The following is a 12,470-nucleotide window of genomic DNA, read 5'->3' as shown; positions in this document are numbered from 1 at the left end:
ATTACGGTCAGGTTATTTCCTCTGCCCCACTTGAGCATAGCGGGCAGGGCGGGGGAGGGGAGGGCAAAAAAAAGAAGCGCCCGGAGGCGCTTCTTAGGAACCGTGTTGTGCGGCGCTTACCAGTTATAGGTGAGCAGCGTGCCGGTGGCCGGGACATTGAAGTCCACGGACATCATCACGCTCAGCGAGGTGATCGCCACGATGGAGAAGACGAACAGCTTGCGCGCCCACACCCGGTCGTTGGAGGTTTTGTAGCCACGCAGGGCCATCCCCAACCACCAGACGCTCACCGCGGCTGCCACCACCAGGTACTTGTACCCGGCGTAGCCACCCAGCGAGAGCATGACCGTGGCAATCATAAACGCCAGGATATAGAGCGTAATATGGTTTTTTGCCACCGAGATGCCTTTCACCACCGGCAGAACCGGGATGTTCGCGGCCTGATAATCCTTGAAGCGGAAAATCGCGATCGCGTAGGAGTGCGGCATCTGCCAGAGGCTGAAGATCAACAGCAGGATCAGCGCCCCGGCGTCAAACTCATTGCTGACCGCGCAGTAGCCAATCACCGGCGGCGCAGCGCCGGAGAGGCTGCCAATCAGCGTGCCGTAGACGGAGTTACGCTTCATGTAGAGGCTGTAGACCCCGACATAAATAATGAACCCCGCCAGCGCCAGCCACATGGAGAGCGCATTGGCGGCAAAGTAGAGCAACGCGCCACCAGCAATACCCAGCAAGGATGCGTAAACCAGGGAGCTTTTCGGCTGAATAAGGCCCTTTACCAGGACCCGGTTCTTCGTTCTCTCCATTTTCTTGTCGATGTCGCGGTCAATGTAGTTGTTAAACACACAGCCCGAAGCGACAACCAACGAGACGCCCACCAGGGTGGCGAGAAAGAGGGGATAATCAATGTTTCCTTTGGAAGCAAGGAGAAACCCTCCGACGACAGAAATTAAATTACCGAAAATAATTCCTGGCTTCGTTACTTGCAGGTATTGCTTAATCATCACGTGCAACTCGGCTCTTAGCTGACCATCATATTGAGGTTGAGGTTGTACATAATCCAGAGAGAGCCCACAACAACAATAAGAATGATCATGGCGGTGAACAGGAATGCCACCAGGTTCCAGCGCTCTTCCGACGACGTGTTCATGTGCAGGAAGTACACCAGGTGTACCACAATCTGAATCACGGCCATCGCCACGATTGTGGCCAGGATGGTGCCGTGGGTCGCGGTGCCATTCATCACCATCCAGAACGGAATGATCGTCAGGATGACGGAGAGGATGAACCCAATCAGGTAGCTTTTAACGCTGCCGTGGCTGGCGCCGCCGTGCCCTGTAGAAGAATGACTCATTACATGGCCCCCATCAGATAGACAACGGTAAATACGCAGATCCACACCACGTCCAGGAAGTGCCAGAACAGGCTCAGGCACATCAGGCGGGTTTTGTTCACAGAGGTCAGGCCGCGGCTCTTCACCTGTACCATCATGGTCAGGATCCAGATAAGACCGGTGGTCACGTGCAGACCGTGGGTGCCGACCAGGGTAAAGAAGGCAGACAGGAACGCACTGCGATCCGGGCCAAAGCCTTCAGCGATCAGGTGATGGAATTCATAGATTTCCATGCAGATGAACGCCAGACCGAACAGGAAGGTCAGGCCCAGCCAGGTGTTGACGCCCGCTTTGTTACCCTTGTTCATGGCCAGCATGGCCATGCCGTAGGTGATACTACTGAACAGCAGGCAGAAGGTCTCTACCAGCACGAACGGCAGTTCAAAGATGTCTTTACCAGAGGGACCGCCCGCGGTCCCATTTACCAGTACCGCATACGTCGCGAACAAGCTCGCAAACAGTACGCAGTCGCTCATCAGGTAGATCCAGAAGCCAAAGACTTTGGTCTCACCTGCATCGTGGTGCCCATGCTCCGCATGGGCTACGTTGTGGTTAGTCAGAGAATCAGTTGACATGTTTCACGCCTGCTTTGCTGATTTGTTCAAAATGTTGGTTCTCAATACGCTCGATTTCGGCAACCGGCACATAGTAGTCAACATCGTTGTCGAAGCTCTTCCAGATCCAGGCCACAGCCATCGCCAGGAAGCCCACGCCTGCCAGCCACCAGATGTCCCAGATGGCCGCGAAACCGAACACCAGGCTGGCGAACGCAATCACGATACCGGCGCCGGAGTTCTTCGGCATGTGGATCTCTTCATACTTGGCGGGCTTCTTGTACGCTTCGCCTTTCTCTTTCATGTCCCAGAACGCGTCGCGGTCATGCACTTCCGGCACGATGGCGAAGTTGTAGAACGGCGGCGGAGAGGACGTTGCCCACTCCAGGGTACGCGCGCCCCACGGGTCGCCAGTCAGGTCGCGGTTTTGGTCGCGGTCACGGATGGAGACGTAGAACATAATCAGCTGGCACAGGATGCCACAGGCAATCAGCAGAGCACCAAACGCTGCCACAATCAGCAGGGAGTGGAATTCCGGGTCAATGTTCTGGCTCAGGCGACGGGTCATGCCCATGAAGCCCAGCACGTACAGCGGCATGAACGCCACGAAGAAACCAATGATCCAGAACCAGAAGGAGCGTACTGCCCACTTCTCATTCAGCATGAAGCCGAAGGCTTTCGGGAACCAGTAGATCAGGCCAGCGAAGCAACCGAACACCACACCACCGATGATAACGTTGTGGAAGTGCGCGATCAGGAACAGGCTGTTGTGCAGCACGAAGTCTGCGCCCGGTACGGCCAGCAGTACGCCGGTCATCCCACCGATGGAGAAGGTGATGATGAAGCCCACAGTCCACAGCATGGCGGAGTTCAGCTGGATACGGCCCTGGTACATGGTGAACAGCCAGTTGAAGATTTTCACCCCGGTCGGGATGGAAATGATCATGGTGGCGATACCAAAGAAGGCGTTGACGTTCGCGCCGGAACCCATGGTGAAGAAGTGGTGCAGCCAAACGATGAACGACAGAACGGTAATCGCGATGGTTGCCCATACCAGGGAGGTGTAACCGAACAGACGCTTCTTGGAGAAGGTCGCGGTCACTTCCGAGAACACACCAAACACCGGCAGAACCAGGATGTACACTTCCGGGTGGCCCCATGCCCAAATCAGGTTGACATACATCATCATGTTGCCGCCCATATCATTGGTGAAGAAATGGGTGCCCAGATAACGATCCATCGTCAACAGCGCGACGGTAACAGTCAGGATTGGGAAGGAGACGATGATCAGCACGTTGGTGCAGAGTGCGGCCCAGGTAAAGACCGGCATTTTCATCAGCGGCATGCCCGGCGCGCGCATCTTCAGGATGGTCGCGAAGAAGTTAACGCCTGTCAGCAGGGTACCAACACCGGAAATCTGCAAGCTCCAGATCCAGTAGTCAACGCCCACGCCCGGACTGAACTCCTTACCTGACAACGGCGGATAGGCCAGCCAGCCAGTCTGCGCGAACTCACCCACACCCAGAGAGATGTTGATCAGAATCACGGCAACGGCGGTGAACCAGAAGCTGATGTTGTTCAGGAACGGGAAGGCCACGTCACGCGCGCCAATCTGCAACGGCACCACGATGTTCATCAGACCGATAACGAACGGCATCGCCATGAAGAAGATCATGATGACGCCATGCGCGGTAAAGATCTGGTCATAGTGGTGTGGCGGCAGGAAGCCCGCCTCGCCCGCCGAGGCCAGCGCCTGCTGACCACGCATCATGATGGCATCGGCAAAGCCACGCAGCAGCATGACGATGGCGACGATGATGTACATGATACCCAGTTTTTTGTGGTCAACCGAAGTCAGCCACTCGCTCCACAGATACTGCCATTTGCCGAAGTAGGTGATGGCACCTACGAGTGCCGCACCAAGTACGGCAATACCAGCAAGTGTAAACATAATGATGGGTTCATGATAAGGAACCGCATCAAGCGTTAATTTTCCGAACATCTTTTATTCCTCGGCTCCGGCTTTCGCGTGCTCACCCATGTCCATGCCTTTGCTCATGTCCATACCGTCTGGCATGGCATCGATATCTTTATGCGACTTCATTTCACCCATAAATTTACCAATGACTTCCTGGAACAGGCCCGGCTTGACGCTGGAGAAGTACTCAACCGGGTGAGCTTCGCTCGGCGCAGCCAGTTTGTTGAACTCATCAGTGCTGTTCAGGGCATGAGGCGCCTGTTTCACCTTGGCCACCCAGCTATCAAAATCTTGCTGAGTAGGTACGGCGATGGCGTTGAACTTCATCCCGGAGAAGCCGCGACCGCTGAAGTTGGAGGAGATACCTTTATAGGTTCCCGCCTCGTTCGCAATCAGATGCAGTTGAGTCTGCATACCGGCCATCGCGTAGATTTGTCCGCCCAGTTGGGGAATAAAGAACGAGTTCATTACCGTGTCAGAGGTGACCTTGAACTGCACAGGCACATCTTTCGGGATAGCGATCTCGTTGACGGTGGCGATACCTTGTTCTGGATAGATGAACAGCCACTTCCAGTCCAGGGCGACCACTTCAATCGTTAACGGCTTTTTGTCACTGTCGATAGGTTTGAAGGGGTCCAGCGAGTGGGTGGTTTTCCAGGTAATCGTTGCCAGGATGGCAATGATGATAATTGGAACGGTCCAGACCACTGCCTCGATCTTGTTGGAGTGGGACCAGTTTGGACTGTACTTAGCGTCCTTGTTGGAAGCGCGATACTTCCAGGCAAAGGCGAAAGCCATAATGATCACTGGTATCACTACAATCAGCATCAAGCCGATGGCGGTTAAGATCAGTGTTCGTTGCTCAAGTCCAACTGCTCCCTTGGGATCCATTAATGCCGTATCGCAACCACTGAGCAAGACAGTGGAAGCAAATAAAGACAACATCCCAATACTTTTATTGTATTTCTTAAGTCTCATCTAACGACCTCAATTACAAGGGCTCTATTGTCGTTTCATGTGTGCGGGCATTTTACGGGAAGGTTGCAGTACTGTAAACACGCTTAAGAGAGTGTCAGCAGCATGTTGACACTTTATGTTAACATGCTCACATCTGTAACAGAGGGTGATGATTTCTCAAGGGCAACAACGCATTGAGCCAACTAAGCTGCGGAAATTTAATCAAATTGTTGAAAAAATAGCAGCCTCCAGCCGGGTTTATTCCGCTAACCAGACATATTTAGAAATTACAGGTTTAAAATATGTAAACAACTTGTGTAATTGCGGTAAAAATAAAATAACAAAGCGCAGATAAAAAAAAGCGTTGTAACAAATAGGCAAATAATTAAAAAGGTGTCGATAACTGAAATTGCACCATCCCTTTTCTTGAAAAGTCAGGAAAAAGGCCACACCCTGCGGGGGTGGCGATTTTTTGTTCAGCTACGCTACAGGGTTAGAGCAGCGCGCGCGCCTGTCGTTGGGCGGCGTAATCCAGCCCGGCGCCCCATGCCACGCCTACCAAGCCGAGCGCCATGCCGACCTCAAACAGCGGCGTCAGCAGCGGTTGCACCACCGGCCCCAGCAGGGCATTGATCGCCAGCAGCAGCACCCAACCCAACAGCAGCAGGCAGCCGCCAGTGAACAGGCGCAGCGCCCAGCGGTAACCCTGCGCGTACTGCGTGCGGGCGGGGAAGGCATCATGTTGCTGCGCGTACTCCAGCGTGGAGCGGCAGGCCAGCAGCAGCCCCAGCCCCGGCAGCGCCGCCAGGATGGAGAAGAGGTAGAAGAGCGGCCAGCCATGCGCCTCGACAAACCAGCCAGCGACCGGCCCGACATAGACCCGGCCCACCGCCGAGAGCGCCGAGAGCAGCGCAAACTGGGTGGCGGAGAAGGATTTGTTGCACAGCGCCATCAGCAGCGCGACAAAGGCCGCGGTGCCCATGCCCCCGCACAGGTTCTCAACAAAGATAGCGCTGGCCATGCTCAGCAGGTTTTTGTCGGTGATGGCCAGTAGCCAGTAACCGGCATTGGAGAGCGCTTGCAACAGGCCGAAGATCAGCAGGGCGCGGAACAGGCTCAGCCGCTGCATCAGCGCCCCGCCGTAGAGCGCGCCGACAATGGTGGCCGCCAGCCCAAGGGTCTTGTTCACCAACCCCACTTCGCCAGCCTCAAAACCGACGCCACGGATCAGGAACGTGGTGCTCAGGCTGCCAGCGAAGGCGTCACCCATCTTGTAGAGCACAATCAGGCTCAAAATCAGCCAGGCATTGTTGCGGCCGAAGAAGTCACGCAGTGGCGCGGCCACCGCCTGCTCCAGCGAGCGCGGCGGCGCGGCGTGCGCCTCAGGCTCGGGCGCGCGCAGGGTGGTCACCACCCCAATCACCATCAGCCCGGCCATCAGCCAGTAGGTCGCCTGCCAGCCGAGGTAGCGATCGGCAATCCACAGCGCCAGCCCGCCCGACACCAGCATCGCCAGCCGATAGCCCAGCACCGAAACGGCCGCGCCAGCGCCGCGCTGCTCGGCGCTCAGCAGGTCGGTTTTATAGGCGTCAAACACGATGTCCTGGGAGGCGGAGAGGAACGCCACCGCCACCGCCAGCGCCGCCAGCCACCAGAGATCGCCCGACGGCTGCATAAAGCCCATCGCGGCGATCGCCACGATCAGCAGCAACTGCGCCACCAGCAGCCAACCGCGCCGCCGCCCCATCAACGGTGGGGTGTAGCGGTCCATCAGCGGTGACCACAGGAACTTGAACACATACGCCTGCCCGACCAGCGAGAAGAAGCCGATGGTTTTCAGATCCACCCCCGCCACCGTCATCCAGGCTTGCAGGGTGCCGGAGGTCAACGCCAGCGGCAGGCCGGAGGCGAAGCCAAGCAGCAGCATCACCGCGCTGTTGCGTTGGGTAAAGAGGCTGAGGGTTTGGCTGGGCATGGCTGACTTCCGCTGGCAGGGGGAGGGGGAAAAAGAGGCCACCGGCGGCAAACCGGTGGCAACCAGACGCCGCGGAGCGCGGCGGCAGGATTAACGCGCGTTCTGCTTGATGAACTCGCTGACGCTGGTGTCTTGCGCCATGTCGGCAATCACGTCGCCCAGCACGGTGTTGACGGCGGCGGTGATCTTGTCATTGGTCGCGGTGAACGCGCCTTGAACGTTATAGGTGGAGCGGTAGTTTTTCACCTGTTTGCTGCCATTCTGCGCCGTGGCGATGATGGAGATGTCCGCCTTGGTGGTGATGTTGTAGCGCAGGTTGCCCTCTTGCACGTCGGCATAGAGGTTGTTGACCACGATCTGCAGGTCAACCGCGCCATTGGCGCCAATCATGTAGCCACGGGCGCCCATCTGCTTCTCCAGCACCTCTTGCAGCAGGAAGCGCAGGTCGCGGGAAGGGGTCAGCACCACCAGTTGGCCGTCGCGGTTCACCTTCGCCAGTGCCTGATCCTGACGCTGGTCCGCGCCGTTGATGCTGACGGTCACGCCCATCAGCGTCGGATCCTGGGTCGGCAGGACAATCTTCGGCGACACGTTAAGGGTATTGCTGTTGGTGGCACAACCGGCAAGCATCACCATTGCCAGTAAAGGGAAAATTATCTTCTTGAACATGATCACGTCTCTGTCGTTATTGTGGTGGGTAACACAAAATTGCCGACATCATAACACTGCCGGCCAGCGGGGGAAGATCCTCGCCTACAGATTTTCGCCTTAGGTCGTTTGCCCAGGCAGTCTGCCCATTCAAACAGCCAATCCATGCCATTTCAATCAGATAATCACCCGGATACTTTGCGTGCTAGTGATGAGCCAGCGAAGGGTGATTGACTTTTTTAGCGCTTTCGCAGACAAAGTTGCTCAAGCGAGACGATAAGAAGTTTAAAACCGACTAATATTGAACTAGATGGGGCGCAGCTCTCTGCTGGTGTAATAAGGAGATCTTTATGATTCGCGAGCAAATCGAAGCAAAACTAAGGGCGGCGTTTGAACCTGTGCATCTGGAAGTGGTGGACGAGAGCTATCGCCACAATGTTCCGGCCGGTTCAGAGAGTCATTTCAAGGTTGTTATGGTCTCAGATCGGTTCGTGGGGGAGCGCTTCCTGACCCGGCACCGCGCGATCTACAGCGTGCTGTCTGAAGAGCTTTCCGATGGCGTGCATGCCCTGGCGCTCCATACCTATACCCTGAAAGAGTGGGAAGGGTTGCAGGACACCGTGCCTGCCTCGCCACCCTGCCGGGGGGCTGGCACCCTCGCCTGACGCCTCCGTCAGGCAGGTGTGGCGCGGCGTTCCGCGTTGCCGGTGGCATTTGCCACCTGAAATAGGGTATTAATAGAGATGCGTTGTTGAAACGGCCTGCGGGCCGTTTTTGTTTATGCAGCAGCGGCGTGTGCACCAGTGAGCGTGCTGTTAGCGGGTAAAACGGTGGAAGTGTGAGATTTAGCGCGCCTTCGTGGCCGTCCCCTCCTCGACTCGCACGGCTTGCGCCGCTATAATGCTGCGTCTTATTTTCCGGAATGGTTTCGGGACGCTTCTGAAAACAGGGAATGGGTTCTGATAAAGCGGCCGTCCTGGTTCTTAGAAGCCGTTTTCAAAGTAAGTTGCCCTGCGCACTCATTTTGAGAACGGCTTCTGGAGTTGACCGAGCACTGTGATTTTTTTGAGGTAACAAGATGCAAGTTTCAGTAGAAACCACTCAAGGCCTTGGGCGCCGTCTCTCTATTACTGTACCGGCTGATACCATCGCCCAGGCAGTGAAAAAAGAGCTGGTGAATGCGGCGAAAAGCGTCCGTATCGACGGCTTCCGTAAAGGCAAAGTGCCGATGAATATCATTGAGCAGCGCTATGGCGCCTCTGTCCGTCAGGACGTGCTGGGCGAACTGATGCAGCGCAACTTTGTTGACGCGATCATCAAAGAGAAGATCAATCCGGCTGGCGCACCGAACTACGTGCCGGGCGAGTATAAAGAAGGTGCAGACTTCACTTACACGGTAGAGTTCGAAGTCTACCCGGAAGTGGAACTGAAAGACCTGGAAGGCATCGAAGTTGAGAAGCCGGTCGTTGAAGTCAACGAATCCGACGTGGACGCGATGCTGGAAACCCTGCGCAAGCAGCAGGCGGAGTGGAAAGAGACTGACGCGGCTGCTCAGGCAGAAGACCGTGTGACCGTTGACTTCTCCGGCTCCATCGACGGCGAAGATTTCGAAGGCGGCAAAGCCTCTGACTTCGTACTGGCTATGGGCCAGGGCCGCATGATCCCGGGCTTCGAAGAGGGTCTGGTCGGTCATAAAGCGGGCGACGAGTTCACCATCGACGTGAGCTTCCCGGAAGACTATCACGCAGAGAACCTGAAAGGTAAAGCTGCCCAGTTCGCTATCGTTCTGAAGAAAGTAGAACAGCGTGAACTGCCGGAGCTGACCGAAGAGTTCATTAAACGTTTCGGCGTGGCTGATGGCTCTCTGGAAGGTCTGCGCGCGGAAGTGCGTAAAAACATGGAGCGCGAGCTGAAAGGCGCCGTGCGTAACCGTGTGAAGACCCAAGCTATCGACGGTCTGGTAAACGCTAACCCGATCGACGTGCCAGCGGCACTGATCGACGGCGAAATCGACGTGCTGCGCCGTCAGGCTGCACAGCGTTTCGGTGGCAACGAGAAGCAAGCGCTGGAACTGCCGCGCGAGCTGTTCGAAGAGCAAGCTAAACGCCGCGTTGTGGTTGGCCTGCTGCTGGGCGAAGTGATCAGCCAGAACGAGCTGAAAGCGGATGAAGATCGCGTGAACGCGCTGATCGAAGAGATGGCTTCTGCGTATGAAGATCCGCAGGAAGTGATCGAGTTCTACAGCAAGAACAAAGAGCTGATGAACAACATGCGCAACGTCGCGCTGGAAGAGCAGGCGGTTGAAACCCTGCTGGCCAAGGCGAAAGTGACTGAGAAAGAGACCTCCTTCACTGAACTGATGAACCAGGCTTCCGCCTGAGTCCCATCGCGGATCGGCTGAGAGGCCGGTCCCGCCCGCCAAGCCCACGGAGACCCGTGGGCTTTCTTTTTATCGGCGTCAGCCAATGACCTGCCAAAATTCTCATTCCCTTTGCCCCGATTTGCACTATATTCAAGATGTTGGTATACCCGGAGAAGGGGAGAGCGACGTCATTCGTCCCATTGTTGGCAGGCAATGAGAGGCAACCGCCCGGCGGCGTTTTTCCGGGCGACGCTTGAAATGGTGCCGGCCCGCCCCCACAGCTAAGGAACAGGGCTTCCATTACTCTGCATGAGGAACGACCACCGTTTATGGCCGGGGCAACCGGGCGCTTGAGCAATGGTCATCAGCGGCCAACTCAAGTAGAATCGTTTTTAATGGCGCCAAAGTGAATTATTTCTAGGAGACGGTGATGTCATACAGTGGCGAACGAGATCAATTAGCACCTAACATGGCTCTGGTACCGATGGTAGTGGAGCAGACCTCACGCGGTGAGCGTTCATACGATATCTACTCCCGCCTGCTTAAAGAGCGCGTGATCTTCCTGACCGGCCAGGTTGAAGACCATATGGCCAACCTGATTGTGGCGCAGATGCTGTTCCTGGAAGCGGAAAACCCGGAAAAAGATATCTTCCTGTATATCAACTCCCCAGGCGGCGTCATCACAGCCGGCATGTCAATCTATGACACCATGCAGTTCATCAAGCCAGACGTCAGCACCATCTGTATGGGCCAGGCGTGCTCGATGGGCTCCTTCCTGCTGGCCGCAGGCGCGAAGGGCAAGCGTTTCTGCCTGCCGAACTCCCGCGTCATGATCCACCAGCCGCTGGGCGGCTTCCAGGGTCAGGCCACTGACATTGAAATTCATGCCAAAGAGATTTTGAAAGTGAAATCGCGCATGAATGAACTGATGGCAAAACATACGGGTCAGTCTCTTGAAGTGATAGAGCGTGACACTGAGCGTGACCGTTTCATGTCTGCAGAACAATCTGTAGAGTATGGCCTGGTGGACGCCGTATTAACCCATCGCAACTGACCAATGAGTACGGGCCGATGCGCTATACTGGGTGAAGCCCCTGTGAACGCCACAGCTGACGCATCGGCGGCCAGCAGCGGAAAGGTTCGTTAACTGGTCATGCTTCTGCCGAATGGTGCGGCAGGACAGATACTAGAGAAGAGGTTTACTGATGACAGATAAGCGCAAAGACGGTTCAGGAAAGCTGCTGTACTGCTCTTTTTGCGGCAAAAGCCAGCATGAAGTGCGTAAGCTGATTGCCGGGCCGTCAGTGTATATCTGCGATGAATGTGTTGATCTGTGTAACGACATTATTCGCGAAGAGATTAAAGAAGTTGCGCCCCATCGTGAGCGCAGTGCACTCCCGACCCCGCACGAAATCCGCCAACACCTGGATGACTACGTCATCGGCCAGGAACAGGCCAAGAAAGTGCTGGCAGTGGCGGTGTACAACCACTACAAACGTCTGCGCAATGGCGATAGCAGCAACGGCGTGGAGCTGGGCAAGAGTAACATTCTGCTGATCGGCCCGACCGGTAGCGGCAAGACCTTGCTGGCCGAGACTCTGGCCCGCTTCCTGGATGTGCCCTTTACCATGGCTGACGCCACCACCCTGACCGAAGCCGGTTACGTGGGTGAGGACGTTGAAAACATCATCCAGAAACTGTTGCAGAAGTGCGATTACGACGTGCAGAAAGCCCAGCGCGGCATCGTCTACATCGATGAGATTGATAAGATCTCCCGTAAGTCTGACAACCCCTCCATTACCCGTGATGTCTCCGGTGAGGGTGTGCAGCAGGCACTGCTGAAACTGATTGAGGGCACCGTGGCAGCCGTTCCACCGCAGGGTGGCCGCAAGCATCCGCAGCAGGAGTTCCTGCAAGTTGATACCTCCAAGATCCTGTTCATTTGTGGCGGCGCCTTTGCCGGCCTGGATAAGGTGATCGGGCAGCGTATCAACACCGGCACCGGCATCGGTTTCGGCGCGGAAGTGAAGGGTAAATCTGAAAAAGCCACCGAAGGCCAGCTGTTGGCACAGGCAGAACCAGAAGATTTGATTAAGTTTGGTCTGATCCCTGAGTTCATCGGCCGTCTGCCGGTAGTCGCGACCCTGAGCGAACTGAGCGAAGACGCGCTGATCCAGATCCTGAAAGAGCCGAAGAACGCCCTGACCAAGCAGTATCAGGCGCTGTTCAACCTGGAAGGTGTGGAGCTGGAGTTCCGTGACGAGGCCCTGACGGCCATCGCCAAGAAAGCCATGGCGCGCAAAACGGGCGCCCGCGGCCTGCGCTCCATCGTGGAAGGCGCACTGCTGGACACCATGTACGACCTGCCCTCCATGGAGAGCGTTGACAAGGTGGTCATTGATGAGTCGGTCATCGCCGGTCAATCTGAGCCGATGCTGATTTATGGCAAGCATGAGGCCCAACAAGCTTCAGGTGAATAATTACTCAATTGTTCCAGTAGGTTAAACATCCAATGGGGGAAATCATCCCCCATTTTTTTTTCCTCGCATGCTGGTCGTTGAATGTAAGAGATTCATCCCCATATACTCAGTATCCTACTTGCT

11 protein-coding genes are annotated in these 12,470 nt (G+C 56.0%); 4 read left to right on the top strand and 7 right to left on the bottom strand.

Annotated features, from left to right (window positions below):
- Window positions 1–116: 116 nt before the first annotated feature.
- From cyoE to C1N62_RS12900, 7 genes are all read right to left on the bottom strand, one after another.
- Window positions 117–1,004, bottom strand: coding sequence for a heme o synthase (cyoE, locus tag C1N62_RS12930; RefSeq protein ID WP_137765007.1), 888 nt, complete (start codon window positions 1,002–1,004; stop codon window positions 117–119).
- Between the two features lie 17 nt (window positions 1,005–1,021).
- Window positions 1,022–1,354, bottom strand: coding sequence for a cytochrome o ubiquinol oxidase subunit IV (locus C1N62_RS12925; protein WP_137764017.1), 333 nt, complete (start codon window positions 1,352–1,354; stop codon window positions 1,022–1,024).
- On the bottom strand, window positions 1,354–1,968 hold the full coding sequence (locus C1N62_RS12920; RefSeq protein WP_137764016.1) for a cytochrome o ubiquinol oxidase subunit III: 615 nt from the start codon (window positions 1,966–1,968) through the stop codon (window positions 1,354–1,356). The genes C1N62_RS12925 and C1N62_RS12920 overlap by 1 nt, the downstream gene beginning before the upstream one ends.
- A complete protein-coding gene (cyoB, locus tag C1N62_RS12915; protein WP_137764015.1) occupies window positions 1,958–3,949 on the bottom strand; it encodes a cytochrome o ubiquinol oxidase subunit I in 1,992 nt (663 codons plus the stop codon). The genes C1N62_RS12920 and cyoB overlap by 11 nt, the downstream gene beginning before the upstream one ends.
- Before the next feature lie 3 nt (window positions 3,950–3,952).
- Window positions 3,953–4,903, bottom strand: a complete 951-nt coding sequence (cyoA, locus tag C1N62_RS12910) for a cytochrome o ubiquinol oxidase subunit II (RefSeq protein ID WP_137764014.1) — start codon at window positions 4,901–4,903, stop codon at window positions 3,953–3,955.
- A 472-nt stretch (window positions 4,904–5,375) separates the two neighbouring features.
- Window positions 5,376–6,857 carry a muropeptide MFS transporter AmpG gene (gene ampG / locus C1N62_RS12905; RefSeq protein ID WP_137764013.1) on the bottom strand — a complete coding sequence of 494 codons (1,482 nt, stop codon included), beginning with the start codon at window positions 6,855–6,857 and terminating at the stop codon, window positions 5,376–5,378.
- Between the two features lie 90 nt (window positions 6,858–6,947).
- Window positions 6,948–7,526, bottom strand: coding sequence for a lipoprotein (locus tag C1N62_RS12900; RefSeq protein ID WP_137764012.1), 579 nt, complete (start codon window positions 7,524–7,526; stop codon window positions 6,948–6,950).
- A 329-nt stretch (window positions 7,527–7,855) separates the two neighbouring features.
- Between C1N62_RS12900 and bolA the strand changes: the two genes are divergently transcribed.
- The 4 genes from bolA to clpX all read left to right on the top strand — a co-directional run bounded on the left by bolA (window position 7,856) and on the right by clpX (window position 12,347).
- Complete coding sequence (bolA, locus tag C1N62_RS12895) at window positions 7,856–8,170, top strand: transcriptional regulator BolA (RefSeq protein ID WP_137764011.1); 315 nt, start codon at window positions 7,856–7,858, stop codon at window positions 8,168–8,170.
- Window positions 8,171–8,583: 413 nt separating this feature from the next.
- Entirely contained in the window at window positions 8,584–9,885 is a 1,302-nt protein-coding gene (gene tig, locus C1N62_RS12885) for a trigger factor (protein ID WP_137764010.1), read from the top strand.
- Window positions 9,886–10,297: 412 nt separating this feature from the next.
- Window positions 10,298–10,921, top strand: coding sequence for an ATP-dependent Clp endopeptidase proteolytic subunit ClpP (gene clpP / locus C1N62_RS12880; protein WP_137764009.1), 624 nt, complete (start codon window positions 10,298–10,300; stop codon window positions 10,919–10,921).
- 151 nt (window positions 10,922–11,072) lie between these two features.
- Window positions 11,073–12,347, top strand: a complete 1,275-nt coding sequence (gene clpX / locus C1N62_RS12875) for an ATP-dependent protease ATP-binding subunit ClpX (RefSeq protein WP_137764008.1) — start codon at window positions 11,073–11,075, stop codon at window positions 12,345–12,347.
- Window positions 12,348–12,470 lie beyond the last annotated feature (123 nt).

Origin of the sequence: Nissabacter sp. SGAir0207, from assembly GCF_005491205.1 — a bacterium.
Lineage (GTDB): Bacteria > Pseudomonadota > Gammaproteobacteria > Enterobacterales > Enterobacteriaceae > Chimaeribacter.
This window is presented reverse-complemented; position numbering and strand designations above follow the sequence as displayed.